This is a genomic window from Nocardioides sp. S5, from assembly GCF_017310035.1.
GTDB lineage: Bacteria > Actinomycetota > Actinomycetes > Propionibacteriales > Nocardioidaceae > Nocardioides.
Genome location: NZ_CP022296.1, coordinates 3864986 through 3890943, shown reverse-complemented (window position 1 = coordinate 3890943; position 25958 = coordinate 3864986). Strand labels below are relative to the sequence as shown.

Here is a 25958-nt window from a genome sequence, read left to right as displayed (position 1 = left end):
GCGGCGCGCGCGCCGAGAACGCGGCGCGACCGACCCGACCCGGAGGGGTCACCCCCCGTTGCGCCTGCCCGCGTGCGGGTTCGTCGCCCTCTACGCGGTGCTGCTGCTGTGCATCCCCTCGCAGCTGGTCTTCCGCCCCCTGGGCGCCCCGGGCACGCCCGCCAACATGCTGGGCATGTGCGCGCTGGCGTGGTGGCTGGCAGCGACGATCGGTGGCCTCAACCCCGTCAAGCGGTTCACGCCCACGCGCATCGCTGTCGGCCTGCTCGCCGCGACCGTGCTCGCAAGTTACGCGAGCGGGATGGTGCAAGGCTGGTACGCACCGCCGGACGTCCGTCAGGCCACGGACGAGTTCTGGACCCTGGTGCCTCCGAGCGTCGGTGAGACCACGGGGGTCATGATCAGTGCCGCCGACCGAGGGCTGCTGTCGTTCGCGGGATGGATGGGAATCGTCCTGATGACGGCTGAGGGGCTGCGGTCCTGGCGCGACGTCGAGCTGGTGGTCGAGTGGCTGGTCTGGCTCGGCGCCTTCGTCGGCGCCATCGGCATCCTGCAGTTCACCACCGGGCTCAACATCGCCTCCTTCTTCACCATCCCGGGGCTGAGCGCCAACTCCGACTTCGGGGGCGTGGACTCCCGGTCCGTCCTCAATCGTGTGTCCGCGACGGCGGTTCACCCGATCGAGTACGGGGTCGTGCTGGGGGGACTGCTCCCGCTGGCGGCGCACCGGATGATCCACCGTTGGGGCCGCCCCCTCGCCGCACTGCCTGCGCTCGTCATCTTCGTTGGGTGCTTCATGTCCGTGTCGCGGTCGGCGGTGCTCGTGGTCGGCGTGGCGTTCATCGTGCTGCTCGTCGGGTGGCCCGCGCGGTGGCGGATCAACGCCCTGTTGACCATGCCGTTCGCCATCGTGGGCCTCCGGCTGGCGATCCCCGGGCTCGTGGGCACGCTGATCTCGTTGTTCAAGAACCTCGCCAACGACCCGAGCATCAGCGGACGCACCAGCGACTACGGCGTCGTCTTCGGAGTCATGGCGGACAATCCGCTCCTCGGCCGCGGGTTGTTCACCTTCGTCCCGCGCTACTACCGGATCGTCGACAACCAGTACCTCATGTTCGCCGTCGAGCTCGGTGTCATCGGCCTGGTGGCCGTGCTGCTCTTCCTGGGTGGGGCGTTCTTCCAGGCAGTGGCTGCTCGTCGGAGGGCGTTGCAGACGTCCTCGCAGTACCTGAGCCTGGCCGTGTCCGCCTCGCTCCTCGGCATCATGGTCAGCTTCGTCACCTTCGACGCCCTCGCCTACCCGATGGCATCCGGACTGACGATGACGCTGGTCGGCCTCGCCGGGGCGTGCTGGCGGCTCAGCACGGTCGAGGACCCCGACAGCCCCTACCGGCCGCACGACCTCCGCACGGCCGGTGACCGCCCGGGTTTGCGCTCGATGTCCCCCGTCCACGCGAGGGGCGTCGCGTGAGCGAGCACGTAGTCGTCGTGGTCGTCACGTTCGGCAGTGCCGACGTGGTCCCGGGCCTCGTCGCCTCCCTCGGGCCGGGGATGGGTGAGGTGCCCTGGCACCTCGTGGTCGCCGACAACGCGTCCACGGACGACACCCTCGCCGTCGTGCGTCGGGTGGCGCCGGATGCCACGGTCCTCGACCTCCCCGACAACCGTGGCTACGCCGCGGGAATCAACGCCGCCGTGGCTGCGGCCCCACCCCACTCGGCCGTCCTCGTGCTCAACCCGGACGTCCGGCTGCAGCCCGAGTGTGTTCCGACCCTGCTCGCCGCCATGCGACGAACCCGGGCCGGCATCGTCGTGCCACGGCTGCAGGACGCCCGCGGCGAGCTGATCCACTCGATGCGTCGGGAGCCTACGGTCCTGCGCACGCTCGGCGACGCGTTCCTCGGCGCCACCCGGGCGGGGCGCCGACCGCTGCTCGGTGAAGTGGTCACCGATCCGCGTGCCTACGAGCACGAGCAGGACGTCGACTGGGCCGAGGGGTCCACCCAGCTCGTCGACGCCGAGTGCTGGCAGACGTGCGGAGCCTGGGACGAGGGCTACTTCCTGTACTCCGAGGAGACGGAGTTCCATCTGCGAGCAGGAGACCGGGGCCTGGCCGTCCGGTACGTACCGTCAGCCGGGGCGGTCCACCTCGAGGGCGCATCGGCGACGTCGACCCGGCTGTGGCCCCTGCTGGTGGCCAACCGATGGCGACTCTTCCGCGCCCGGCACGGCGCTGCCCACAGCGCCGCTTTCTGGGCAGCGCTGCTCGCCCGCGAGGGCAGCCGCGCCGTGCTGGGACACGTGACGTGCCGGCGCGCCGCACGCGTCCTCCTGCGGCCGTCGCTGATGCGCGCGCCGCGTGGCCCGGAGTGGCTCGACGCGGTCAGCGCCAGCGCTTGACCGTGCCCACCAGGGAACGCTCCGCGCGGCGCCCGAGGTGCTGGCGGCGGAGCATGCCGGACCGGACGCTGTCCGCGGTGTCGCCGTCGCGCACGGAGAACCGTGGCTGGAGCCAGTCCCCCTCCTGGGCCCAGCGGCGGTCGCTCGTGTGGACGGCGGTGTAGCGCAGCCGCCGCAGGCGGTCGAGCAGCTCTCGGTCATAGCGACCGAGCGGGAGCGCGGCTTCGTCCACCGGTCTGCCCACCACGTCGGCGAGGACCCTCCTGGCGTGCTCGAGCTCTCGCCGCCGGCCACCGGGGTCCAGGCCCCGCCACGGTCGGTGGTCCATGCCGTGCGTGCCGATGGCCATGCCCGCGGTTGCGAGCGACTTCACGTCCGCGTCCGACAGGCTGCCCGGCCGATCGAGTCGTCCGGCGAGCACGAAGAACGTGGCCCGCAGGTCTCGCTCGACGAGGGCAGGAAGGCCGAGCTGCACGTCGGAGGCGTTGCCGTCGTCGAAGCTGATGTGCACCTGTGGCTCCTCGGCTAGCACGTCGAGGATCTCGAGGAAGACGTCGTGGGCCACCCAGTAGGGCGCCTCACCCGGCTCGAGCGAGCGGGCGGGCGTGCCGATGCCGTGGAAGCACACGTTGATGCGCGTCCGTCCCCCCGCAGTCATGCCGCAGACGCTAGGACCGGTGCCCGTCGAGCGCGGCGGCCGTGGAGGGCGATACCCCAAATGGGGGTAACCCGGGCCCAGTGCGGCGGTGGGCAACGGTCTCGCAGGATGCTCGACGTCATGGGGGACTCGACCGTCGTGGTTGCGCCTACCACCGCGGCAGACGTGCCGGACGTGGCGGCGTACCTGCACCGCGCGCTGAACAGCCGGCTCACTGCCGAGCAGTGGGCACGGTCGATGGTGCCGTCGTGGTCGTGCGACGCGCCCAACCACGGTTTCCACCTGCGTGACGGTGGGGCGGTCGTGGGTGCGGCGCTGGCGTTCTACGCGGACCGCACCGTGGCCGGTCGGCCCGAGATGGTGTGCAACCTCGCGGCGTGGTGCGTTGACGACGAGCACCGGTCGCACGGCCTGAGGTTGCTGCGCGCGCTCCTGGGCCAGCGCGGCTACACCTTCACGGACCTCTCGCCGAGCGGCAACGTGGTGGCGCTCAACGAGCGGCTAAAGTTCCAGCACCTCGACACGTCGACCACGCTGGCTCTGAACGTGCCGCTGCCGCCACGCGGAGTGCGGGCGATCACCGATCCGGACCGGATCGCGGACCGCCTCTCCGGCAGGCAGCGCCGGATCTTCGACGACCACCGCGAGGCGGGCGCTTCCCGCCACGTCGTGCTCGACGTCGACGGCGTCCCGCTGTACGTCCTCTACCGGAGGGACCGCCGCAAGGGCCTGCCGGTCTTCGCCTCGCTTCTGCACGTGTCCCGCCCGGAGCTGCTGCCGCGGGCCTGGGCCCGGCTGTCCGGCCACCTGCTCGCGCACGGGGCCGTGGCCACGCTGGTGGAGGAGCGTGTGACCGGTTGGGCACCACCGGGCGCGCGGCTCGTCGCTCGTCCCCGCCCCAAGATGTTCCGCAGCGACGACCTCGTGGCCGATGACATCGACTACCTCTACAGCGAGCTCACGTGCGTGGCCTGGTGAGCGCTGGAAGGAAAGACGCGCAGATGAGAGGGAACCGACGATGAGGACGCGCGTGCACCACCTCCTCGAGCAAGCGGTCACGCTCCACGCCAGCCGTCCGGCCCTGACGGCTGGGGAGACGACACTCACCTACGAGCACGCGTGGCGCGACGTACGGGCCGTCGCCGCGGGCCTGGTCCGGCTCGGCGTCAGTCCCGGTGACCGGGTCGCGGTGTTCCTGGACAAGCGCATCGAGACGGTGTGCAGCCTGCTCGCCGCGTCCGTGGCGGACGCGGTCTTCGTGCCGGTCAACCCGGTCTTCAAGCCTCGCCAGGTCACGCACGTGGTCGCGGACAGCGGTGCTGCAGTCCTGGTAACCACGGGGCGCCGCTGGGCGACCCTGGCCGACTCGCTCGTGGGGACCGGGCTCCGCCACGTCGTCCTGGTCGACGACGACGTGCCGGCCGCCCCCGGTCCGGTGGCCGTGCACAGCTACGCCACGCTGTCGGGCCACGACCCGCTCCATGCCCCCACACCCCGACCCCCGGACGGTGACCTGGCGGCCATCCTCTACACGTCGGGCAGCACGGGGTCGCCCAAGGGCGTCGTGCTGAGCCACCGCAACCTGCTGGTCGGGGCGGAGAGTGTCAGCACCTATCTCGGCAACACCGCCGACGACGTGGTGCTGGCAGCGCTGCCGCTGAGCTTCGACGCAGGTCTCAGCCAGGTCACCACCGCGATGGCCGTGGGCGCCCACGTCGTCCTGGCGAACTACCTGGTCGCCCGCGAACTCGTCGCCCTTTGCGCGCGTCACCGGGTCACCGGACTGACCTGCGTGCCACCCCTGTGGATCCAGCTCGTCGACCAGCAGTGGCCCGCGGAGGCGACCCGATCGTTGCGCTACTTCGCCAACACCGGCGGCAAGATGCCGGCCGCCACGCTGGGGCGCTTGCGACGCGTCTTCCCTTCGGCCGCACCCTTCCTCATGTACGGGCTCACCGAGGCCTTCCGCTCGACCTACCTCGACCCAGCCGAGGTGGACCGACGCCCCGACTCCATCGGCAAGGCCATCCCCAACGCCGAGATCCTCGTGCTGCGCCCGGACGGCACCGAGTGCGGGCCCGGCGAGGAGGGCGAGCTGGTCCACCGCGGACCTCTGGTCGCCCTCGGCTACTGGAACGACCCCGAGCGCACCGCGCAACGATTCCGTCCCCTGCCCGGCGCGGCCGACTGGCAGACGCCCGAGCTGGCCGTGTGGTCCGGTGACACGGTCGTCGCCGACGACGAGGGGTTCCTCTACTTCGTCGGCCGGAGCGACGAGATGATCAAGACCTCGGGCTACCGGGTGAGCCCCACCGAGATCGAGGAGGCGGCCTACCAGACAGGGTTGGTCCGAGACGCCGTCGCGCTCGGCGTGCCGGAGGAGGGACTCGGCCACCGGATCGTCCTCGCAGTCGCCGGGGACGGGGTCGACACGGCCGTCCTGCTCAAGGCGCTGCGCCGCGACCTGCCCCTCTTCATGGTCCCTGCCGAGGTCGTCGTGCGCGCGGAGCTGCCGCGCTCGCCGAACGGCAAGTTCGACCGCGTGGGGCTCGCGCGGGAGGTGGCCGGGATGTCGATGGACCGCACGGAGCGGGAGGGCGTGGCGTCGTGATCGCGGAGGAGCACGCCAGCGTCTTCATGCGCTCGGGGGACCGGTTGGAGGTCGGCGGGGTCGCCCTCGAGCGGCTGGCAGCGCGCGTCGGCTCGACGCCGTTCTTCGCCTACGACCGCGCAGCCATCTCCCGGCGTGTTGCCGAGGTCCGAGAGGCGCTGCCGGACGACCTCGACCTCGGCTACGCCGTCAAGGCGAACCCCATGCCGGCCGTGGTCCAGCACCTGGCCGGCCTGGTCGACACGCTCGACGTCGCCTCCGCCGGTGAGATGGCGGTCGCCTTGGACACCGGCACCTCGGCCGAGCGGATCACCTTCGCCGGACCGGGCAAGACGACCGACGAGTTGAGGCGCGCGGTCGCCGCGGGCGCACTCGTCGAGGTGGAGTCGGAGGGCGAGGCACGTCGGCTCGTCGACGCCGGGCGCGAGCTCGGACTCACGCCGCGTGCCGCAGTACGGGTCAACCCGGACTTCGCGGTGAAGGGGTCGGGCATGCGCATGGGTGGTGGCCCGCAGCAGTTCGGCGTGGACGCCGAAGCGGTCCCGGACCTGATGGACCTGATGGCCGGTCTGGAGCTGCCCCTCGAGGGGTTCCACGTCTTTGCAGGCTCGCAGAACCTGCACGCCCCGATCCTGGTCGAGGCGCAGAAGCGCACGGTGGACCTCGTGCTGGACCTGGCCAAGCGTTCGCCCGAGCCGATCCGCTACGTCAACCTCGGCGGCGGCTTCGGCATCCCCTACTTCGAGAAGGACGAGCCCCTCGACCTGGCCGCGGTCGGCGCGAACCTCGAACGTCTGTGCGCCGAGCGGCTACGCCCCGTCCTCGGCGACGTCCGGATCGGGGTGGAGCTGGGTCGCTACCTCGTGGGCGAGTCGGGCCTCTACGTCACGCGGGTCGTCGACCGGAAGGTGTCGCGAGGCACGACGTACGCCGTCGTTGACGGCGGCATGCACCACCAGCTCGCCGCCTCCGGGAACTTCGGGCAGGTGATCCGTCGCAACTACCCGCTCGCGGCCGACGTCGTGGGCCGGGACGCCGAGGAGGTGACGGTGGTGGGCTGCCTCTGCACGCCCCTGGACCTGCTCGGCGACCGGCTGCGGCTCCCGCGCGTGGAGGTGGGCGACCTGGTCGTCGTGTTCCAGGCCGGCGCCTACGGTCTCAGCGCCAGCCCGACGGCGTTCCTGGGTCACCCCGCGCCGACCGAGGTCCTCGTGTGAGTGCTCGAGCAGACAGACCCGATGACAGAACCAGCACCCCGTGGAGGAACCGTGCAGACCACCCAGCATGACGTCAGCGCCGTGATCGATGTGCTCGTCAGCACGCTAGGGATCGAGGACCAGGCCCAGAGCCTCGACGCCTCGACGCCCCTCTTCGGCGAGCTCCCCGAGCTCGACTCGCTCGGCGTGGTCGAGCTGGCCGCAGCGCTCGAGGAGCGATTCGACATCGAGGTCGCCGACGACGACGTCACCGGTGACGTCTTCCAGACGGTCGGGAGCCTGGCCGGGTTCGTCGCCCAGAAGCGGACCGAGCGATGACCGGGGCGAGCGCGGGACGGCGGCGATGACAGCCGCTGGAGGCGTCGCGGGCCGCCTCAGGCACACGCTGGTCGATGCCCCGGGGTCTGCCGGTGCCCGGATGCGCGCACGCCGGTGGCAGCTGGTCGAGCGGGCGTTCCCCGACCTCGCGACCATGTCGGTCCTCGACCTCGGCGGGACGGTCGAGTGGTGGCGACGTGCGCCCGTCCGTCCCAAGGACGTCACTGTGCTGAACCTCTTCGAGCCCGGCGAGTCGGACGAGCCGTCCGTCCACCCGGTCCGTGGCGACGCCTGCGCCGCTACGCAGGCCCTGGCAACGGCCGGTGCAGCGACGTCGTACGACGTGGTGTTCTCCAACTCCCTGCTCGAGCACGTCGGTGGTCATGCCCAGCGCGTGGCGCTGGCCCGGGAGATCCGGTCGTTGGCCCCGTGTCACTGGGTCCAGACGCCCTACCGCTACTTCCCCCTGGAACCGCACTGGCTCTTCCCGGGGCTGCAGTTCCTGCCGATGCCGGCACGGGCGCGCCTTGCTGCCGCATGGCCGCTGGCACACAGTCGCCCGGACTCGTTGGAGGACTCGATGGCGGAGGTGCAGTGGACCGAGCTGGTCGGCGTCGCCGAACTGCGCTCGTACTTCCCTGACTCAGCCGTTCACCACGAGCGCATCGGCGGACTGACGAAGTCGATCATCGCCATCGCCGGGAGCCGTTCGTTCCCGGCGGGCCGTGACTGAACGCGGCGAGCAGCGAGTTACCCAGATTGGGGGAACCCGAGCGGGTGACCTGCGCAGATGCCGCGGTCTCCCGGCCGGGACGGCGCGTGTGGCGCGGCAGACATTTTGTGCGTGACGGAGCCCGTGGCCATAGTGACCCGACTGGACACCCCCTACAGCCAGAGGTCGTACACGCATGCCCCCCACCCCCACGAGCGCCCCCCCGTACCCGCCCCCGATCGGCAGCGGCGCGGTCTGCTGGGTGTGTCGGCCGCAGCCCTGGTGGCCGCCTTCGGACTCGGTGCCGCCGCGCTGACGCCGCTGTCGGCAGCCCCCGCCGACGCTGTCGACACCACCCGTGCCCGCGCCGACGAGGTCGGGCTGTTCGCCGACACCGAGCCTCGCCGTGCCGTCACGAGCCGTGGCCGCCGCCCTGTCGAGGTGGGCCTTCAGTTCCGGTCCAGAGCGACCGGCGTCGTGACGGGCGCGCAGGTCTACAAGACCGCCCGGGGCAAGGGCGCGACGCCACGACGTGCCTCGCTGTGGAACGCTCGCGGCGAGCGGCTCGCCGCGGCTCGGCTCACCCCCCGTCGAGGTGCGGGCTGGGTGAGTGTCCGCTTCCCGACTGCCGTCGCGATCAAGGCCAACCGCACCTACACCGTCTCGGTGTTCGCACCGAAGGGCAGGACCGCCATCACGAAGGGCGGCCTCCGCAAGCCGAAGCAGCGCGGACCGCTCACCGCTGGCGGCAAGCTTGGCGGCGTCCACGCCTACAGCACCTCTTCCAGGTTCCCGCGCAGGGCCGCTCAGGACTCCAACCACTGGGTGGACGTCCTGTTCCGGCGGTCGGGTAACGCCCCGACCCCGATGCCCACCCCGACTGCCACCCCGACTGCCACCCCGACGACCAACGAGGGTGCCTTTCCCACGCAGGACACCACGGGCGTTCCCGCCGGTTGGTCCCCCACGCAGGTCGTGGACGGCGCCTACCGCATCACCACGCCCGGAGCGGTCGTCGAGGACCTCCGCGTCAGCGGCAGCATCGAGGTCGCGGCCCCGAACGTGACGATCCGCCGCGTGGAGGTCATCGGAGGATCGATCGACAACTTCGTCGGTCCGACGTGCCAAGGTGGACTGCTCGTCGAGGACACCACGATCCGGCGCGGGACCGGCACGACCCGCGCCACCGATCCGCCGGCACTGGGCGCGGGCGGCTACACCGCCAGGCGCGTCGAGATCGACGGGAAGCCCGAAGGCTTCCGCGTCGGCGGGCGTGCCTCAGGCTGCGGCCCCGTCGTGATCGAGAGCTCGTGGGCCCGCGTCGTGCGACCCGACGAGTGCGGCGACTGGCACGGGGACGGGATCCAGGGGTACGACGGCCCGGCGCTCACGGTTCGACAGACCAGCCTGATCCTCGACGAGACGGGCTGTGGCGGCACCGCGCCGTTCTTCTACCCGCACAGCCAGGGGAACACCAGCGTCGACATCGACGGACTCCTCGTCGACGGCGGAGGCTACGCGTTCCGGCTCGGGATGCCCGGATCGGTCCGCAACCTGGCGATCGTCGACAAGAGCTGGTATTACGGTCCGATCAACGTCAAGTGCTCGGCCGTGGGCGAGTGGCAGGCAGACGTCGTCACCGTTGCCGCCGACGGAGTGGCCACGCCGGTTCGCGCCGTGGGCTGCACGACGGAGGAGGGAAACTGATGCGGCGGTTACTGGCCATGACCTGCGGCCTGGTCCTGGGTGGTGCCCTGCTGTCGACCGCCTCCGCCGAGGCGATCGCGACGCGCGCGTCCGCGACGACCAGTGCTGACGTCGACGTGTCGAGCGGGCACCGGTCGGCGAAGCGCGCCGCGGCGTTCCCCACCGCACGCAACACGGGCGTTCCCCGCGGGTGGAGCCCGCGTCGCACCGTCAACGGTGACTACGTGGTGCGCCGAGCAGGTACCGTCGTGAAGGACCTGCGCATCAACGGCGACCTGGTCATCGCCGCCCCGAACGTGACGGTCGAACGCACCGACGTGGTGGGCGGCCAGATCAACAATTGGGCGGGCTCGGTGTGCCAGTCCGGGCTGAAGGTGCGTCGTACGACCATCCGCCGGGCTCCGGGGCAGACCACTTCCGGCGACGAGCCGACCTTCAACGCCGGGGGCTACCGGGCCTACCGCGTCCGCATCGACGGACTGCCCGAGGGGTTCAGGGTCGGTGGCAAGGACGAGTGCGGTCCGGTCGTCATCCAGCGCTCCTACGCGACCGTGGTGTCTCCAGATGTCTGCGGCGACTGGCACGGCGACGCGCTGCAGGGATACGACGGTGGCCACCTCACGCTGAGGACAAGCAGGCTGGAGCTCGTGGAGCGGGACTCGTGTGGTGGCACCGCGCCGTTCTTCTACCCCGCCGACCAGGGCAACACCCGCGTCGACATCGACGGGCTCCTCGTGGAAGGTGGCGGCTACTCGTTCCGCCTGGGCACGCCCGGCCGGGTCACGGGTCTCAAGGTGGTCCGTGGCGGGTACTTCTACGGCCCCATCGACGTCAAGTGCTCCGTTCTCGACGAGTGGCAGGCCGAGATCGTCCGGTTGGACAAGGCCGGCCAGCCCGTCACCCTGCGGCGCCAGCGCTGCAACACCGAAGGTGGGCAGTAGACCCCTGCGCACCGGCGGCCTAGCCCCAATTGGGTAAGGCCAGCGTCGTCGACCGCGGTGAGCGCCGAGGCTCGTTAACGTCCCCTGTGATGGGGGGTCCTACATGAAGCGGCACGACGTCACCGCGGTCGAACGCGTCCGGCAGACCCGGCGCTTGATCGAGCGTGAGGGAACCGCCGGCGTGGTGCGGCGCGTCCGTTCCCGCGGCGCCCAGCTCGTGGCCCCGTCTACGGGCACGCCCCTGCCCGTAGAGCAGGCGGACCTGGTGGGCGCCTCCCGGGTGCTTTCCAGCGGGCTCCCGCTTCCGGGGCCGGCCCACGTGACGCCGGGGGAGCCGCTCCGCGTCGCCTGGGTGGACGTCCCGCCCAGCAAGGGTTCGGGCGGGCAGACGACGATCTACCGGATGATCGAGCACCTCGAGCGCAACGGCGTCGAGTGCACGATGTATCTCATGGACCACCACGGGTGGGACCTGGAGACACACCGTCGCACGATTGTCACCTGGTGGCCCGGCGTGCGGGCCGAGGTCCGCGACCTGGCCGACGGCATCGAGGACGCCCACGTCGTGATGGCCACGTGCTGGGAGAGCGCCTACCCGGTCCTTGCCTCACCGGCCCTGGGGGCGCGCATGTACTTCGTCCAGGACTACGAGCCGATGTTCTACCCGGCGGGCTCGCTGGCAATGCTGGCCGAGGCGACCTACGACTTCGGCTTCCGCGCGATCACCGCTGGCAGGTGGCTCTCCGAGCGTCTGGCACGCGAGCACGGCATGATCGCCGACCACTTCGACTTCGGCTGCGACCTCACCCACTACCGGATCGACCAGTCGCCGGGCGCGGCGGCCAGACGGACCGGCGTCGCCTACTACTGCCGACCATCCACGCCTCGGCGTGCGCACGAGCTCGCGCTCGTGGCCCTGGGGGTCTTCGCAGAGCAGCACCCGGACGTCGACATCCATCTCTACGGGGAGGCCGTCCCCGACCCGGGCTTCGAGGCCACGCACCACGGACTGCTGACGCCTGCGGACCTCGGCGAGCTCTACAACACCTGCATCGCAGGACTGACGCTCTCGGCGACCAACGTCTCCCTCGTGCCGCACGAGATGCTGGCTGCCGGGTGCATCCCGGTCGTCAACGAGGGCGAGCACAGCCGTCTGGTGCTGGACAACGACCACGTGCGTTACGCCTCGCCCTTCGGCCTAGCCGCCGCCCTCGGTGACCTCGTGTCGGCCTCCGACCAGGAGCGGGCTTCGCGGGCGCAGGCCGCGGCGGCCAGCGTGACGTCGCGCAGCTGGGATGGCGCCGGGGACCAGGTGCTCGCAGCGATCCGCGGCAGCGTGGCGTCGTACGCACCCAGCATCAGCTGACCACCATCCCCACCCGGTTCGAGCGGCTGCCGCCCGGACGCGGCAGGTCGGCTGCTGCCCCCCGCTTGTCTGCGCAGGAGGACAGCCGACCTTCGCGCGTGTCCGTCAGTCGTTGCGCTTGCGGGACCGTGCCAGGTCGACCAGGGCCGGAGGCAGCCAGCGCTTCGCGATCTGGCGCGCGTTGCTGTTCCACTCCTCACCCGGCCGCTGCCGGAAGATGGTGGTGTGCTCGCTGTTCTGCTCGTGCTTGGGGCGGTCGCTGGTGTAGTAGTACAGGGCCATCGACCGGCGAGCGCGGTCGGACGGGCACGTCAGCGGGTCCGGGTGACCGTGGTTGGCCGTGTCGAGCGTGGCGAACACCAGCAGCCTGTTGAAGACGGGCAGCACCTTCTCCACGCACCGGGCCATGTCGTTGTCCCAGATCTGCAGGTGGCCGCCGTAGCTCTCCTCCCAGTCCTTGTTGAGATAGAGGATGGCGTTGAGCCGGCGCTCGAGGTCAAGGCGCGTGTGCCGGTTGAAGTCGGCGTGCACCTTGAGGAATCCTCCGGGCCTGATCTGGTGAAGGCCACCACCGAAGTAGTGCGGGTCTGGGATCAGCGCGTCGATGCCGGTGAGGCGCTCCATGAAGTCCACGAAGGGACCGGAGTTGAACTCTGCGAGCAGGTGCCGCGTCGCCGGTCCCATCTGCTCGGTGTCGGCGAGGGCGAGCTTCACCTCGCGCGAGTTGTCGTAGGTGTCCCAGTCGGGCTGCTCAGGAGCCGGGAACTCGCTCAGCACCCCTTCAAGGACGTCGGGCGGCAGGAAGTCGTCGAACACCACGTGCGGGAACGGGTCCGCCGCGAGGAACTCCTCACGGTGGGCGTCTGCCAGCGGAAAGAGTTGTTCGCGCCGGAAGGTGAAGGTCTGGTCGACAAGCATGGAACGTTTCCCCTCTCGAAGTTCAGGTCGACCGTCCCCCTGACATGATCAGCGGATCGACCTACGTCACGAGCCAGTCTTGTCGGCAGCGGTGGGGGCCAGCGCGCGGTCTCCGCCATTTCCCCCAATTGGTGGAGAGGCAGGCAGGTCGGTCAGCGCACGACCGTGGGCGACCACGCCTGCTCGATGAGCAGCTCGGGCTCGGCATCAGCATCCGCGTCGACCGACCATACGTCGGTCACGCCGGGCTGGTCGGCGCGGGGAAGCCCGTAGAGGATGGTGTCGTCGTCGAGCCACTCCACCTGGTCGTCGAGACCGCGCGGACCCCGCTCCAGCAACGTCCGCTCGCCGGTGGCCAGGTCCTGCACGGCGATCTGCCACACCACGGCTCGCCCCGGGTCCACGTCGACCTTGAAGGCAACCCGGGAGCCGTCCGGTGACAGGGCAGGGCACTCGGCGTCTGCGGACACCGACGTCAGGGTCCGTTCGGTGAGGTTGCCTTCCACCAGCCAGGTGCGGCCGCCGGTCGCTGCTGTCGCGTAGAAGGTCTCGTTGTCCGCGAACGTCACGCCCCAGATGTTGCGGTCGACCGGGTTGACCGCGCGGCCGTCGAGAACGAGGTCGAACTTCTCCAGGTTGCCCCAGCGGGTGCCGCCACCGAACTCGTGCACCTCCGTGGCGGTGGAGAAGCCGGTCGACATGTAGGAGTGGCCGCTCACGAACACGGTCGTGGCGACCAGCGTCCCGTCCGGGGACAGCCGGGTCCGGCTGGGCACGCCCGGAAGGGGGGTGGACGCGACCTCGTTCCAGTCCGCGTCGAGTTCCTGCACCTCGAAGGACGTCGCGACGCCGGGGTCGGTGATGAGGCAGGACACGCCTTCGGCCCTGGCCGCCACCCGGTCGCAGGCCGCGCCGGTGAACGCGCGGGCGCCGCCCGGGTCATCCAGCGGGACCACGGCGACGGTGCCGTACTCGTTGTCCAAACCGGTGTGGCGGAAGACGATCCTTGGTTCGTCGACCACGGACATCACGGGAGTCTGGGGGGCCTCGGGCTCTGCGCTCCGCTGGGCACGAACCTCGCGCCCCTCAGTGACCGCATAGACGCCGGCAGCGACGACCAGGGCGACCACGACCACGACGAACGCCAGGAGTCGTACGCGCGCGGTCACGACCGGCTCACGGCGTGACCACCGCATGATCGAGGCGGGCGATCCGCGTGGCCGCGAGGAGCACAGCCCCCGCAAGGAGAGCGGCCACGGTCATCATGGCGGCTCCTGGGCCCAGCAGGTACCACAGCATCCCGAAGCCTGCGGAAGCGAACATCCGGGTCAGCGCGACCACTGTCTGCGCAGCGGCGATGCCGCTGGTGCGTGCCTGCACGGGGACGAGCCTACCGGCGAGAGCGGCGACCACGCCGTCCGTCGCGGCGTAGAAGGTGCCGAGAAGGAGCAGCGTCCCGACGGTTGCTGCGGCCATCGACGTGGGCAGCACCGAGCACAGGTAGGCGCCGACCAGCGCAAGGTGGCCCATGACCAGGATCCGGGCCCGTCCGACACGGTCGGCCAGCCGGCCCACCGGCACGGCGAGCAGCAGGTAGGCGAGGTTGGTGCCGACGTAGAACAGCGGGAACCAGTAGACGTTGACGTCACCGTGGTCGAGGAGCGCGAGGTAGATGAAGCCGTCGCCCACCGTCAGCAGGCCGAGCAGGCCGCACACGGCGAGCAGTGGACGCAGCCGGCGGTCGGTCAGGTCGCGCCACCGGAACGGAGGGGGAGTCGGTCCGGTCTTCTCCGCCTCTTCTCGGCGGGTGCGTATGTCGGGCCCGAGGAGGCCGAGCAGGGCGACTCCCGCGAGGGCGAAGGCGAGCGAGACGACGAGGACCACGGAGTAGCCGCCCGGCACGAGCCACAGCAGAACAAAGGCGATCAGCGGCCCGAGCGCGGCCCCGATCGTGTCGAGCATCCGGTGCACCCCGAACGCACGACCGAGGTGCTCGGTGGGTGTCGACGAGCTGATCATCGCGTCGCGCGGAGCCGTACGGATGCCCTTGCCGATGCGGTCGGTGGTCACGACGGCCGCGATTCCGGCCGCACCCGAGGCGAACAGGAGGAACACCCGGGCCACCGCGGACAGCCCGTAACCGAGGAACGCCACCCACTTGGGTCGGTCGGTGGCGTCGGAGAGCCAACCGCCGCCGAGGCGGACCAGGGCACTGACGCCTTGGTAGAGACCGTCGATGAGGCCGTACGCCACTGGCGTGAGGCCGACGACCATCGTGAGGTAGAGCGGCAGGATGGCCGAGACGGACTCGGACGAGACGTCGGTGAGCAGCGACACGAGGCCGAGGACGATGACCACCCGGCCCACAGGAGAGCGGGTCGATCGGGGGGACGTGAGCTCGTCGTGGACCGGCCGGTCGCGCAGACTGATGTACATCTGTCAGTCGTCCTCCGCGCGCAGGCTCGCGTGGACGACGTACGTCGTGCGCGACCCGCGGGTCGAGACGGTGAGGGTGACGACGCTGCGTCCACGTCGGAAGGCTGCCGCCCACGAGCCGGGAGCGGCGACTGGCGCCGCCTGCTCGAGCAGCCCTCGTCGTGTCCACCTGGTCCGGTAGCCCAGCAGCACCGCGTCGGGTGACCGTGAGCTGGAGCCGGTCAGTCCCGCCTGTAGCCGGTGGCCGGACGGTGACACGCTGCTGGACTCCACAGCGGTGCCCGGCGTCGGCCGGAGCACGGCGGGGAAGCCCACGACCAGGCGGCCACGTGCGCTCGCCGGGCGAGGGAGGGGAGCGCTGACGAGGGGCGCGGTGCTGGCGGGCTCGAGCAGCTCGGACAGGCTGGCCACCTCCTCCTCGGGCACCTCGGGCATCTCGAGGCCCGCACCGGAGTCTGCACCGCCGCCGCCGCCGTCACCGTCGCCGTTGTCGCTCCCGTCGCTCCCGTCGTTGCCTCCGGCATCGCCCGCATCGCCGTCGTCGCCGACGGAAGACCCGCTCGGAGAGGCTCGGGGGTCGTCTGCCGGCGTGGCGCCGTCGTGGGAGGGGCTCGTCGTGGCTGTCGTATCTCCCGACGCCCGGGTGTTCGGGGTCTCGTCCGCCGGCCGGGGTGACACGCCGCTGCAGGCCGTGAGCACGGTGCCCGCCACGACGGACGCCGTCAACAGGCTGAGGGTGCGCCGCAGGAGGGTGCTGGTCGTCGTCATGGTTGAGCGCCCCCTGCAGCCGGGCTGCACGCGGTGCAGCGGATGGCGGGCGAGTCAGTACGCACCGCGGTGCCCCAGCACGGCCCGGACGGTGCGGACCAGGATGGAGAGGTCGAGGCCGAGCGACCAGTTGTCGACGTACCTGAGGTCGAGGCGCACGGACTCTTCCCAGCTCAGGTCCGACCGTCCGGACACCTGCCAGAGGCCGGTGACGCCGGGCTTGACGACGAGGCGCCGGTGGGGGTCCACGTCGTAGCGGGCCACCTCGCCGGGCAGGGCCGGTCGCGGTCCGACGAGGGACATGTCGCCGCGCACGACGTTCCACAGCTGGGGCAGCTCGTCGAGGGAGTACTTGCGGAGCACCCGACCGATCGGCGTGACCCGGGGGTCGAGCTGGATCTTGAAGAGCACGGCGTCCTTCTCGTTGCTCCCGTTGAGCGCGATGCGCTGCGCCTCGGCGTCCACGCCCATCGAGCGCAGCTTCAGCATCGTGAAGGGCACCCCGTCGCGTCCGATGCGCTGCTGCCGGAAGAGGGCGGCGCCCGGGGTCTCGAGGCGGATCGCCAGTGCGAGGGCGGCGAGCAGCGGCAGGGCGAGGACGATGGCGACCAGGGCGGCCCAGCGTTCCAGGACGTCCTTGAGGAGTCGCCGCGGACCGTCGAGGACGGGTCCGCTGACGTGCAGGACGTCGAGCCCCGCCCCGGACAGCACCCGGGTTCGTTGCGGCCCGACGTCCAGGAGCCCGGTGCCGACACACAGCTCAGCGCCGATGCCGGCCAACGCCCAGTGGAGGCGACGCATCTCGACCGGCGTGGGGCGTGCGCTCGGCAGGACCACCAGGGCGTCGGCTTGGTGCTCGTCCGCAGCCCGGACCGCGGACTCGAGGCCGTCGTAGGCTGGAAGCTCATTGCTGGTGTTCCGCGAGCCCGGGGTCAGACAGACCGCCACCACCTCGTGGATCCCGGCCGCGTCGAGCTCGGCCACCGCGGCGCGTACGTCGGAGTCCTCCCCGGCGAGCACCAGCCGCGGGCGCGAGCGGCGTACGTCGACGAGGTGGTGGACACCGCTCGCCACGGCGAAGGCGACCACCAGCTGCGCGAGCGGGACCAGGTCGATGGTGGTGAGGAAGGGCGAGGCGGCGAGGGCCAGGATCGACCCGCGCACCCCAGCTCCGAGGATGGCGCGCACGCGGCCGGCGCGGCTCTCGCCGAGCGCTCCGCGTCGGTAGTGGCCTGTCGCGAGCAGGAGCACCGGCCAGGCGAGGGCGGCTGCACCCGCCGCGCCGGTCGACAGCGCACCTGAGGTGGCCCAGCTGGCAGCCAGCCCGGCCGCCAGGAGCGCATCGACGCCCAGTGATCGCACGCTGACGTTGTGGCCACGGGTTCCCGCAGGGGAGACGGGCCGGCACGGTTCGACCGAAGCAGTGCGTGGCGGGTCTGCGTCGTCCCTGGGACCGCCCCGGGGAGGCAGGAGGTCGACAGGGTGGTGCGACGGGCGACCCGGTACCGACTCCCGGGGCCTGGGAACGGTCGTGACCGACTCGAGGCCGAGCCTGGCGGTCCCCAACGAGATCTGCGTCATCGCTTCCCAACCTCTTGCGAGGTGCCCCCCGGTGGTCACCCTGTGCTGACAGTGCTTGCGAGCCTAGGGAGATGGCACCTTCGGCTCATGCCGCAAATCAACGAAAGGCCTGCACGGGGCGATCTCGGGTGCGGCTGGGGACACGCGGGCGGCTGCGGACACGCGTGCGGCTACGGACACGGGGGAGTTACCCAGTACGTGGGATTGGCCCGACCCCGTCCGGGGCCCTACCCTCGAAGAGGTGCACCACGCTGGTTCGCGACGCTGATTCTCCCAGCAGATGGTCTGTGTGACCGAGTTGATGGCGAGTGGCCCCACACCTCGCCAGGGACGACGAAGCGCACCGGCGGCGGCGGTCGAGGCTCCCCCTCCTCGGCCGCCGCAGTACGTCACGAGGTCCGGACGAGGCCCCGGTGCCGCGCCGTCATGTCCCACGTGGGCGTGGTACGGACGGAGGGTCGGAGAAGAAGGTCTGGTGCCAGATCTCGAGGGACACGAGCGCCCAGATGCGCTCCTGCTCGTGCCCTCCGTGCTCGTGGCGATGCAGGAGCTCACGCAGCATCGTGGGGTCGAAGGTCGCCGCTACCCACGAGTCGGACGCGGTGAGGTGCTCCCGAATGTTGTCGCGATGGCCGGCGTACCACCATGACCCGGCGCCTCGCTCCGGCACCCGACGCTCGATGATCTCGTCTGGCAGCAGGGTGCGGGCGGCCTCCCGCAGGACCCAGGAGGGGCACCCCGCGCGCGACCTCGCCGACGTCGGCAAGCGGAACGCGAGGTCGACCAAACGGTGGTCGAGCAGGGGCAGGCGCACCTCCAGCGACGCCGCCGCAGACATCCGGTCGAGTCGTTGGAGGGCGTCGTCGGGAAAGGTGTGGCGCAGGCCGTGGCGCAGCCCGGGGTCGGCGTCGACGTCGTCGACGCCGACGACCGGTGCCGTTCGCCGCTCAGGAGTGGGCGCGTGGCCGAGGAGCCGTCGGCGCTCGGCCGCGGAGAAGGTGGCGCCGAGGCGGCGCTCGACGCGCTGGGCCAAGCTCGAGCGCACCGGTGAAGGCAGGCCGTTCAGCACGGACGAGCGCCTCGCGAGCCCTGCCAGTCGGTGTCGCGGCTGGCCGCCGAAGAGCTCGTCGGCTCCCTCCGCGCACAGGAGCGCCGAGACGTGCCGGCCCGCCGCTCGGGCGAGGACGTACGTGGCGAGGTCCGCCGCGTGGGAAAGGGGTGTGTCGCGGTGCCATGTGAGAGGGCCCCAGAGATCCTTCAGGTCGTCACGATGCAGTCGGACGACGTGGTGGCGGGTGCCGAGCAGACTGCTGAGTCGACCGGTTCGGGCCTGCTCGTCCGGGTCTTCGTCGCCGAACGCCACCGTGTAGGTGTGCACCGGCTCCTCGCCGCACAGCTGTTGGGCCTGGGCGGTGAGCAGGCTGCTGGCGAGCCCCCCGGTCAGGTTGACCCCGGTCGGGACGCCCGGGTCGAGCGCGGACCCGACCGCCACGCGTACGCCGTCGCGGACGGCCTCGATCGCGTCGTCCGCCTCCCATGTGCCGCCAGGGTCGGTCTCCGGCGCGGACCACCAGGCGACCTCCTCGAGGTGGCCGCCCGACATGATCGCAAGTCGGTGGGCCGGGCGCACCGTCTTGACGCCCTCGAAGAGGGTGTCGGGGGCCGGCACCACGCGGAAGGCCAGGTAGGCGTCGAGGCTGCGGTGGTCGACCTCCGGGGCGGCCCCGACCGTGAGCAGCGCCTTGACCTCCGAGGCGAACGCGATGCCGCCCGGGAGGTGCCGGTAGTGCAGCGGGAGCACACCGAGGCGGTCGCGCACCAGGTACGTGGTGTTGGCGCGCAGGTCGTGCGCGACGAGGCTGAACGCTCCCTGCAGCCGATCGACGAAGCTGATGCCCTCCACGGCGAGGCCGGCCGCCACCACCTCGCCCGGGTCGTCGGTGCGGAAGCGGTGGTTCAGGTGGGACCGCAGCCGGACGAGATGGTGGATGCGGCCGTCGAGCACCACCACCCAGCGCCCGTCGACCGAGTGCACCGGACCGGACAGCCCGACGCCGGGGCCGACCCACGCCTCGAAGCCGTCGGTCCCGCGGTGCTCCTGCGCCGCGGCCATCCGGTCGAGGACGTCGCGGGTGGGCCCGGAGGGGGAGAACGAGCGGACGCCGCTCAGCCCGCTCACGCGCCCTGCCTCCACCGGATCTGGTTGGCCATCCCGACCGCCGCCAGCTGCGACGACACCTCGAGCTTGTTGAGGATCGACTTCACCTGCGTGCGCACCGTCGCCTCGGAGACGACGCTGTCCTGGGAGATGGCGCGCACGGTGCGCCCCTCGATGAGCGCGCCGAGCACCTGGCGCTCGCGCGGGGTGAGCCGGTCTAGCCGCCGGCGGATGTCCTCGTCGGCACGGCTCTGCTGCGACCACGCGTCCAGGAGCGACTCCAGCTCCTCCCGCGTCACCACGGGCAGGCCCTGGTGCAGCCGGCGCACGGTCGAGAGGGCTTGCTGGAGCGCCCCGCTCTTGGTGAGCACCTTGCGCGCCCCCAGCCGCATGCACTCGCCCCATCGGCCGATGTCCTGCGACGCCGTGACCACGACGACGTTGACGTGCGCCCGGGCCAGGGGGGCCACGAGGTTGACGCCGTCGCCGAAGCGGCCGAGGTCGAGGTCGAGGATCACGGTGCGGGGGTTGGCGCGCAGCGCCATCGACCGCAAGGTCGCCATGGACCCACCCTCCTCGGGCAGCTCGAGGCGGCGTACGTCGTACTGCTCCAGCGACAGCGCGAGCTCGAGCGCCTCCGCGAAGAGCACGTGGTCGTCGAGGATCAGGACGCGGTGCTCAGCCCGAGATGCGCCAGGCGCCATGGAAGTCCTCCCGGGGGACGTGATTCTCGGGTGAGCGGCGTGCCGAGGGCAGTGAGATGACGAAAGCCGACCCCGGGCCCCGGGCCTCGGCGAGGCGCAGCGTGCCGCCGTCCTCGGCCATGAGGCGCTGGGCGACGTGCAGCCCGATCCCCTGGCCGGGGGAGTCCGTGCCGCGGTTGCCCCAGTCGAAGATCCGCTCGCGCTGGTCCTCGGGGATGCCGCGCCCGTTGTCCGAGACCGTGATGTCCACCGTCTCCTCGTCGCGACGCACCACCTCGACCAGGCTGGTGTCGCAGCCGCCGTGGGTGGCGGCGTTGTCCATGAGGATGTTGACCACCTCAGCGAGGGAGTCGTAGCGCGCCCGCACGGTGCCGCCGCTGGTGTGGAGCTCGACGTGGCGGCCCTTCAGCCGCTGGAGGTCCAGGATCAGGCGCAGCGTCTCGTCGAGGTCGAGGTCGGTGGTGGCGCCGTGCTCACCCGCGAGCAGGCGCTGCATGCGCAGGAGCTCGCGGTGCACCGACCCGCAGAGGTGGCGGCGCGCCTCGTCGGGGATGTCGGCGTTGTCGAGCAGCGCGGAACCGTTGACCAGGCCGGCCACCGTGCTGCGCAGCTCGTGCAGCCGCTCGCTCTGGTCGCGGCTGCTGGCCTGCACGGCGAGGTCGATCTCGGCCGCCATGCGAGCCTCGAGCTGGTCGCCGACACCCGCGTCGCGCTGGAGACCCGCATGGCGTCGCCAGGTCACCACGGCGGCGCAGATGGCGCCGATGATGAAGGCCACGCTGACGACGCCGTCGCCGAGCGACGACAGCGTCCGGACGACCGGCCAGACGTACCACTCGTGGGCGTCTCGTGTGCCGAGCCAGATGAGGACCGCGAACGAGGCCGCCGTGGCGACCTGCATCCCGACCCTGTGACGTACGTTCTCCCTGAACGGCCTGTGCATGGCCATCCCCCCTGTGCGTGAAGCGTTTCCCCGAGCTCCCTGTGGTGCATGTCCGACGGCTCTCCCGTGCTGCCGGACCAGGAACACCCGCTGAGCAGGTGCCCGGGATCAGTGAAACCACCTTCTCCCGGGGCGATCCAGCGAGTGTGTGGCGCGTACCTCAAATGGGGCAACGGCGGTCTGGTCCGCCTGGTTCAGGGCTCCTGCAGTCTTGGTCAAGTCCTGTCCCACTGTCCTCCCAGCAGGGCGCTAGCCCGCGACAAGAATTGAGGCAAGTCGTCGTGGCCCGCGGACCGTCGAGGCAGGCGCTCCACGTCCCCAATTCGGTGCACCTTGCGCCCGTGAACGCCCGTCACCCGCTCAGCACGGCAAGGGTTTGTCCCATCTCGGCCCGAGGAGGAGGGATGGACGGTCCACCGTCCGGCATCGGCACCGGCGCCGGAGCAGCACCTGCCCCTGACGACCGCGCGACCACGTGGATCGTCTCGCCGCACCTGCTGGTGGCGCAGGCGGTGGCCGCGGCCCTCACCTCCGCAGGCGCCGCAGTGGCCGTCCGGCCGTGGGAGACGGTGGCGCGCAATGCCTGGGAGGGTCGGGACACCGGCATCACGCGCTACATCGTGGCGATCTTCGAGGGCGAGGACAGCCTGACCGTCGTGGAGGAGATCAGTCGGCTGGTGGCGGTCGGTGACGTGCGCGTGGCGGTGGTGGCCCCCGGACAGACGGCGATCTGGTGGGGCGGCCTCCTCGAGGGAGGGGCCGTCGACGTGGTCACCGGGGCGACCTCGATCAGTCAGTTGCTCGAGGTCGTCGAGCGGCTCACCACGGGCGACCTGCTGATGGACCCCGCCCGGCGTCTGGCCCTGCGAGCGGCGTGGGTGCAGGCCCTTGACAGCCGTCGCGTGCTCATCGCGCTGATGCGGACGCTGTCGCCGCAGCAGATGCGGGTGCTCGAGCTGCTCGCCGCGGGTCAACGCGTCGTCGAGGTGGCGGCGCTCATGGACGTCAGCGTCGGCACCGTCCGCAGCCACGTGAAGGCGCTGCGGGCCAAGCTCGGGGCCAGGACGCAGCTCGAGGCGGTGGCGATGCTCCGCCAGGTCTACGACGCCGGGGGAACCGCCGACCTGGTGCCCCGCCCGCGCCGGGCCCCGCTGGCCCTGCAGGGGAGGCCACGGGTCACGGCACCGCATCGATAGGGTTCGCGCATGATCGATCCCACCACGCTCGACGACCACGCCTTCGCCGTCTGGGCGGCCGAGCGAGCCGGCGCCGTGCTGCTCGACGTACGCGCCGGAGCCGCCGCGGACGGTCTGGAGGGCAAGGCCCTCAAGGACGCCGGCGACGCCGCCGCGCAGGCTGAGCTCGACCGCCTCCTCACCGCGCACCGACCCGACGACGCGGTGCTGTCGGAGGAGGCGGCCGACGACAAGTCGCGGCTCACGGCCCCGCGGGTCTGGATCATCGACCCCCTCGACGGCACCCGAGAGTTCTCCGAGCCCCCGCGCGACGACTGGGCCGTCCACGTCGCGCTGTGGGCCGACGGCGACCTCGTCGCCGGCGCCGTCGCGCAGCCGGCGCTGGGGGAGACCTTCAGCACCGGGCGCCCCAGCGTGGTGCCGCCCCGCACCTCGCAGCGCCCGCGCATCGCGGTCTCGCGCAGCCGTCCGCCGGCCTTCGTGGAGGCGCTGGCCGCCGAGCTCGACGCCGAGCTGGTCCCGATGGGCAGCGCCGGGGTGAAGGTGATGAGCGTGGTGCGCGACGTCGCCGACGCCTACGTCCACGCCGGTGGTCAGTACCAGTGGGACAACGCCGCTCCCGTCGCGGTCGCCCGCGCCGCCGGCCTCCACTGCAGCCGCGTCGACGGCTCACCGTTGGTCTACAACGAGGACGACACCTCGCTGCCGGACCTCATCGTGTGCCGTCCCGAGCTGGCCGAGCAGATCGTCGACTTCGTCCGCCGCCACGGAACGGAGTAGGCACCCGGGCTCTCAGTGCACGAGCTTGAGGCCCACGATGCACGCCACGAGCCCGGTCAGCAGCAGCGCCTTCACGACCGAGAACGACTCGGTGCCGGTGACCATGGCGACCACCACCGTCAGCACCGCGCCGATCCCGACCCAGACGGCGTACGACGTGCCGACGGGCAGCGTCCGCATGGCGTAGCCCAGGCCGCCCATGCTGAGCACCAGCGCCACCAGGAAGGTGGCGGTCGGCACCGGACGGGTGAGGCCCTCGGAGCGACCGAGGGCGGTGGCCCACACCGCCTCCAGGACGCCTGAGAGCACGAGCACGAACCACGACATGACCATCTCCTCGACGGCCGTCTTGTCGCTCTCCGGGTACGGCTCCCTCGTCCGGTCGCCCACGTCGCGGGGCGAGCCGAGACTACCGTGGCGCCATGACCTCCTTCGTCGCCCACACCACCGTCGACTGCCACCGCGCCTACGAGCTCTCCGAGTGGTGGAAGCAGGTGCTGGGCTACGTCGACGTCGAGGGGGACCCGAACGAGCCCGGTCACGAGGAGTGCATGGTCGTGGACCCGGGGACCGGCCACGCGATCCTGTTCATCGAGGTGCCCGACGCCGAGCTGCCGGCCAAGAGGGTCCACTTCGACCTACGCCCGCGCACGGGCACCCGCGACGAGGAGGTCGAGCGGGTGCGCGCCCTCGGCGCGGTGCAGGTGGACGACCAGCGCGACGTGCACGGCCCGGGCGCCGGGTGGGTCGTCCTCACCGACCCGGAGGGCAACCAGTTCTGCGTGCTGCGCTCGCAGGGCGAGATCGACGCGGCAGCAACCGCGACGCCGTGACGGCTCAGAAGACGCTGGTCTCGTAGCCGAACGCGGCGCCGCGGAAGCGCTTGTCGCCGCGCACGCTGATGATCCAGTACCACGTGCCGCTGCGCCGGGGGAGCCGGAAGGAGTAGCGCCCGCGGCGGTCGGTGCGCACCACCCGGACGAGCTCGTAGCCCGCCTCCTGGTCGCGGCTGGCCCGGATCCGCACCGGCTTCCTCCGGTAGCGCGGCGTCACCCGGCCCTCGAGCTCGAAGCCGGCCGACGGGTGCGTGATGCGGCGCTTGACCGCGACGGTGAAGGGCGCGGACTCGCTCGGGGCGTAGCGGTCGCCCTTGGCGGTGTCGGTCTCGGTGCCACCGCCGTAGGCGACCTTGTAGGTGGTCGTCATCCGGGGAGCCACGTCGAGGAAGTCCTCGCCGGGCAAGGAGCTGGTGGCCACGGCGACCCAGTCCGTCGTGCCCGCACGGCGGGCGTAGAGGGTGGAGGTGCCGACCAGCGGCGAGGACCCGGTCGCGCTGTCGACCTGGAGGCCGACGTCGATCTGCTCGCCGAACTCGACGAGGTCCGCGCTCGGCTCGGCGGTCGTGGTGGTGGACCAGGTCTCGCGTGCCTCGGCGGGCGCGGCGACGGCCAGCGGGGTGGCGCCGAGCAGGCTGGCGGCGACGACGCCGGTGACGAGACGACTGGTGCGCATGGGGTGATCCTCTCCCGCGTCGGGAGAGAAGTCGACCGGGCACCCGGTCGTCGGTGACGACCCGGTGCCCGGTCGGCTCAGGAGTGGAGCAGCGACCCGCTGGTGGTCAGCGGATCGTGACGCGCGGGGCCGCGGAGCGGTAGCGGATGGTCGAGCCCTCGAACGTGGCGGTCGCGAACTCGGTGTTGCCCTTGACCAGGAAGCGCCAGTAGGTGCGCTTGCGGGTCGCGGGGAGCGTGGTCTGGAACTTGCTCTTCTTGTTGGTCTTGAGGGTGCGGAACTTCTTCCACTTCTTCCCGACCTTCTTCTGGATCAGGACCTTCTTCTTCTTGTAGTCCGGCGAGATCTTGCCCTTGACGAAGGTGCCGCGCGGGTTCTTGATCGTCATCTTGCGGGCGGTCGAGATCGAGAAGATCGGGGACTCGCTCGGCAGGTAGACGTCACCGGTGCCGTCGGTGCCACCGGGGTAGACGACCTTGTACTGGGCGTTCGCCACGGCGGTGAGGTTGGTGAAGTAGAGGTAGCTGACGCCCTCGTCGATCGACACGGCCTCCCACGCGGTGGAGCCGGCGCGCATCATGTAGAGCGTGGCGCTGCCGGGCGCGTAGGCGTTGTTGGGGTCGGTCGTGGTGACGGCGGCGTCGAAGAAGATCCGGTCGCCGTAGGTGTACTCGACCTGGGCCGAGCTGAGCGAGGTCGCGGTGACGACCGTGACGGCGGCCTGGGCCGGAGCCGAGATCGCGATGGGCGTGATGCCGAGCAGGCCGGCGGTGACCGTGCCGGCCACGAGACGAGTGATGCGCATGTCCCCGTTGTTTCCCTTCAAGGTGGACGTTCGATGTCGTCCGACGCTCGGGCGCCGGACGCTGTGGTGCCTGCTACCCCCGTGACGCGTGGGACAAACCCCTGATCGAGGCCGTCGTGACCGCCTCTTTCCCCGTGAGTCCCCCGCGAGCCCGTGTCGGGCAGCCCCCGTAGACTTTCACCCTCCCCCCACCCGCTCGATCGTGGGGGCTCTCACGCGCGCTCTCG

25 protein-coding genes and 1 riboswitch are annotated in these 25958 nt (G+C 71.4%); of the genes, 13 read left to right on the top strand and 12 right to left on the bottom strand.

Annotation, left to right across the window (positions count from 1 at the left end; all coding sequences use genetic code 11):
• The first annotated feature begins 58 nt into the window (after positions 1-58).
• Together CFI00_RS19235 and CFI00_RS19230 are read left to right on the top strand one after the other, a co-directional pair.
• Positions 59-1471, top strand: a complete 1413-nt coding sequence (locus tag CFI00_RS19235; RefSeq protein ID WP_207082585.1) for an O-antigen ligase family protein — start codon at positions 59-61, stop codon at positions 1469-1471.
• Entirely contained in the window at positions 1468-2400 is a 933-nt protein-coding gene (locus tag CFI00_RS19230) for a glycosyltransferase family 2 protein (protein ID WP_207082584.1), read from the top strand. The genes CFI00_RS19235 and CFI00_RS19230 overlap by 4 nt, the downstream gene beginning before the upstream one ends.
• Here the strand turns inward: CFI00_RS19230 and CFI00_RS19225 are convergent.
• Positions 2384-3058 (bottom strand): polysaccharide deacetylase family protein, encoded by a 675-nt coding sequence (locus CFI00_RS19225; protein WP_207082583.1) that lies wholly within the window; start codon positions 3056-3058, stop codon positions 2384-2386. The two genes, CFI00_RS19230 and CFI00_RS19225, sit on opposite strands and share 17 nt — an antisense overlap.
• Positions 3059-3178: 120 nt before the next feature.
• Between CFI00_RS19225 and CFI00_RS19220 the strand changes: the two genes are divergently transcribed.
• The 8 genes from CFI00_RS19220 (at position 3179) to CFI00_RS19185 (ending at position 11930) form a co-directional block, all read left to right on the top strand.
• Positions 3179-4036 carry a hypothetical protein gene (locus CFI00_RS19220; protein WP_207082582.1) on the top strand — a complete coding sequence of 286 codons (858 nt, stop codon included), beginning with the start codon at positions 3179-3181 and terminating at the stop codon, positions 4034-4036.
• A gap of 40 nt (positions 4037-4076) precedes the next feature.
• Positions 4077-5669, top strand: coding sequence for an acyl-CoA ligase (AMP-forming), exosortase A system-associated (locus tag CFI00_RS19215; RefSeq protein ID WP_207082581.1), 1593 nt, complete (start codon positions 4077-4079; stop codon positions 5667-5669).
• Positions 5666-6886, top strand: coding sequence for a pyridoxal-dependent decarboxylase, exosortase A system-associated (locus CFI00_RS19210; protein WP_242532509.1), 1221 nt, complete (start codon positions 5666-5668; stop codon positions 6884-6886). The genes CFI00_RS19215 and CFI00_RS19210 overlap by 4 nt, the downstream gene beginning before the upstream one ends.
• A gap of 51 nt (positions 6887-6937) precedes the next feature.
• Positions 6938-7204, top strand: a complete 267-nt coding sequence (locus CFI00_RS19205) for a phosphopantetheine-binding protein (RefSeq protein ID WP_207082580.1) — start codon at positions 6938-6940, stop codon at positions 7202-7204.
• A 25-nt stretch (positions 7205-7229) separates the two neighbouring features.
• Positions 7230-7937, top strand: a complete 708-nt coding sequence (locus tag CFI00_RS19200) for a hypothetical protein (RefSeq protein WP_207082579.1) — start codon at positions 7230-7232, stop codon at positions 7935-7937.
• Between the two features lie 243 nt (positions 7938-8180).
• Positions 8181-9623: a DUF4082 domain-containing protein gene (locus tag CFI00_RS19195; protein WP_207082578.1), complete on the top strand. Its 1443-nt coding sequence runs from the start codon at positions 8181-8183 to the stop codon at positions 9621-9623.
• Complete coding sequence (locus tag CFI00_RS19190; RefSeq protein WP_207082577.1) at positions 9623-10564, top strand: hypothetical protein; 942 nt, start codon at positions 9623-9625, stop codon at positions 10562-10564. The genes CFI00_RS19195 and CFI00_RS19190 overlap by 1 nt, the downstream gene beginning before the upstream one ends.
• 103 nt (positions 10565-10667) lie before the next feature.
• Positions 10668-11930: a glycosyltransferase family 1 protein gene (locus CFI00_RS19185; protein WP_207082576.1), complete on the top strand. Its 1263-nt coding sequence runs from the start codon at positions 10668-10670 to the stop codon at positions 11928-11930.
• Between the two features lie 105 nt (positions 11931-12035).
• Here CFI00_RS19185 and CFI00_RS19180 read toward each other — a convergent pair whose 3' ends face one another.
• From CFI00_RS19180 to CFI00_RS19145, 8 genes are all read right to left on the bottom strand, one after another.
• A complete protein-coding gene (locus CFI00_RS19180; RefSeq protein WP_207082575.1) occupies positions 12036-12848 on the bottom strand; it encodes a 2OG-Fe(II) oxygenase in 813 nt (270 codons plus the stop codon).
• Positions 12849-13000: 152 nt separating this feature from the next.
• The gene (locus tag CFI00_RS19175; RefSeq protein WP_207082574.1) at positions 13001-14017 is read right to left on the bottom strand and encodes a PD40 domain-containing protein; all 1017 of its coding nucleotides are present in this window, start codon (positions 14015-14017) and stop codon (positions 13001-13003) included.
• 7 nt (positions 14018-14024) lie between these two features.
• Complete coding sequence (locus CFI00_RS19170; protein WP_207082573.1) at positions 14025-15284, bottom strand: MFS transporter; 1260 nt, start codon at positions 15282-15284, stop codon at positions 14025-14027.
• A gap of 3 nt (positions 15285-15287) precedes the next feature.
• Positions 15288-16052: a hypothetical protein gene (locus CFI00_RS19165; RefSeq protein WP_207082572.1), complete on the bottom strand. Its 765-nt coding sequence runs from the start codon at positions 16050-16052 to the stop codon at positions 15288-15290.
• A 54-nt stretch (positions 16053-16106) separates the two neighbouring features.
• Positions 16107-17414: an exopolysaccharide biosynthesis polyprenyl glycosylphosphotransferase gene (locus CFI00_RS19160; protein ID WP_207082571.1), complete on the bottom strand. Its 1308-nt coding sequence runs from the start codon at positions 17412-17414 to the stop codon at positions 16107-16109.
• 643 nt (positions 17415-18057) lie between these two features.
• Positions 18058-19812 (bottom strand): asparagine synthase-related protein, encoded by a 1755-nt coding sequence (locus tag CFI00_RS19155; RefSeq protein WP_207082570.1) that lies wholly within the window; start codon positions 19810-19812, stop codon positions 18058-18060.
• A complete protein-coding gene (locus tag CFI00_RS19150; protein WP_207082569.1) occupies positions 19809-20495 on the bottom strand; it encodes a response regulator transcription factor in 687 nt (228 codons plus the stop codon). Before CFI00_RS19150 ends, CFI00_RS19155 begins: the two co-directional genes overlap by 4 nt.
• Entirely contained in the window at positions 20470-21396 is a 927-nt protein-coding gene (locus CFI00_RS19145) for a HAMP domain-containing sensor histidine kinase (RefSeq protein WP_207082568.1), read from the bottom strand. The genes CFI00_RS19150 and CFI00_RS19145 overlap by 26 nt, the downstream gene beginning before the upstream one ends.
• A 446-nt stretch (positions 21397-21842) precedes the next feature.
• Between CFI00_RS19145 and CFI00_RS19140 the strand changes: the two genes are divergently transcribed.
• A complete protein-coding gene (locus tag CFI00_RS19140; protein WP_207082567.1) occupies positions 21843-22634 on the top strand; it encodes a LuxR C-terminal-related transcriptional regulator in 792 nt (263 codons plus the stop codon).
• 9 nt (positions 22635-22643) lie between these two features.
• Positions 22644-23414 (top strand): 3'(2'),5'-bisphosphate nucleotidase CysQ, encoded by a 771-nt coding sequence (locus tag CFI00_RS19135; RefSeq protein WP_207082566.1) that lies wholly within the window; start codon positions 22644-22646, stop codon positions 23412-23414.
• Positions 23415-23426: 12 nt separating this feature from the next.
• On the opposite strand, the gene CFI00_RS19130 is transcribed toward CFI00_RS19135, so the two are convergent.
• Positions 23427-23741, bottom strand: coding sequence for a multidrug efflux SMR transporter (locus CFI00_RS19130; protein WP_207082565.1), 315 nt, complete (start codon positions 23739-23741; stop codon positions 23427-23429).
• 12 nt (positions 23742-23753) lie between these two features.
• Positions 23754-23819: riboswitch (guanidine-III (ykkC-III) riboswitch) on the bottom strand.
• Positions 23820-23836: 17 nt separating this feature from the next.
• Between CFI00_RS19130 and CFI00_RS19125 the strand changes: the two genes are divergently transcribed.
• Positions 23837-24247 carry a VOC family protein gene (locus tag CFI00_RS19125; RefSeq protein ID WP_207082564.1) on the top strand — a complete coding sequence of 137 codons (411 nt, stop codon included), beginning with the start codon at positions 23837-23839 and terminating at the stop codon, positions 24245-24247.
• Between the two features lie 4 nt (positions 24248-24251).
• Here the strand turns inward: CFI00_RS19125 and CFI00_RS19120 are convergent, their stop codons facing one another.
• Together CFI00_RS19120 and CFI00_RS19115 are read right to left on the bottom strand one after the other, a co-directional pair.
• Positions 24252-24926 (bottom strand): hypothetical protein, encoded by a 675-nt coding sequence (locus tag CFI00_RS19120; protein WP_207082563.1) that lies wholly within the window; start codon positions 24924-24926, stop codon positions 24252-24254.
• A gap of 106 nt (positions 24927-25032) precedes the next feature.
• A complete protein-coding gene (locus tag CFI00_RS19115; RefSeq protein ID WP_207082562.1) occupies positions 25033-25731 on the bottom strand; it encodes a hypothetical protein in 699 nt (232 codons plus the stop codon).
• Positions 25732-25958: the final 227 nt, after the last annotated feature.

Coding starts and splice junctions, on each gene's coding strand:
- CFI00_RS19115 (WP_207082562.1), bottom strand. CDS start 25,731: ATGCGCATCACTCGTCTCGTGGCCGGCACGGTCACCGCCGGCCTGCTC.
- CFI00_RS19135 (WP_207082566.1), top strand. CDS start 22,644: ATGATCGATCCCACCACGCTCGACGACCACGCCTTCGCCGTCTGGGCG.
- CFI00_RS19150 (WP_207082569.1), bottom strand. CDS start 20,495: ATGGCGCCTGGCGCATCTCGGGCTGAGCACCGCGTCCTGATCCTCGAC.
- CFI00_RS19170 (WP_207082573.1), bottom strand. CDS start 15,284: ATGTACATCAGTCTGCGCGACCGGCCGGTCCACGACGAGCTCACGTCC.
- CFI00_RS19125 (WP_207082564.1), top strand. CDS start 23,837: ATGACCTCCTTCGTCGCCCACACCACCGTCGACTGCCACCGCGCCTAC.
- CFI00_RS19165 (WP_207082572.1), bottom strand. CDS start 16,052: ATGACGACGACCAGCACCCTCCTGCGGCGCACCCTCAGCCTGTTGACG.
- CFI00_RS19145 (WP_207082568.1), bottom strand. CDS start 21,396: ATGCAGGTCGCCACGGCGGCCTCGTTCGCGGTCCTCATCTGGCTCGGC.
- CFI00_RS19215 (WP_207082581.1), top strand. CDS start 4,077: ATGAGGACGCGCGTGCACCACCTCCTCGAGCAAGCGGTCACGCTCCAC.
- CFI00_RS19140 (WP_207082567.1), top strand. CDS start 21,843: ATGGACGGTCCACCGTCCGGCATCGGCACCGGCGCCGGAGCAGCACCT.
- CFI00_RS19120 (WP_207082563.1), bottom strand. CDS start 24,926: ATGCGCACCAGTCGTCTCGTCACCGGCGTCGTCGCCGCCAGCCTGCTC.
- CFI00_RS19200 (WP_207082579.1), top strand. CDS start 7,230: ATGACAGCCGCTGGAGGCGTCGCGGGCCGCCTCAGGCACACGCTGGTC.
- CFI00_RS19220 (WP_207082582.1), top strand. CDS start 3,179: ATGGGGGACTCGACCGTCGTGGTTGCGCCTACCACCGCGGCAGACGTG.
- CFI00_RS19130 (WP_207082565.1), bottom strand. CDS start 23,741: ATGTCGTGGTTCGTGCTCGTGCTCTCAGGCGTCCTGGAGGCGGTGTGG.
- CFI00_RS19185 (WP_207082576.1), top strand. CDS start 10,668: ATGAAGCGGCACGACGTCACCGCGGTCGAACGCGTCCGGCAGACCCGG.
- CFI00_RS19225 (WP_207082583.1), bottom strand. CDS start 3,058: ATGACTGCGGGGGGACGGACGCGCATCAACGTGTGCTTCCACGGCATC.
- CFI00_RS19190 (WP_207082577.1), top strand. CDS start 9,623: ATGCGGCGGTTACTGGCCATGACCTGCGGCCTGGTCCTGGGTGGTGCC.
- CFI00_RS19180 (WP_207082575.1), bottom strand. CDS start 12,848: ATGCTTGTCGACCAGACCTTCACCTTCCGGCGCGAACAACTCTTTCCG.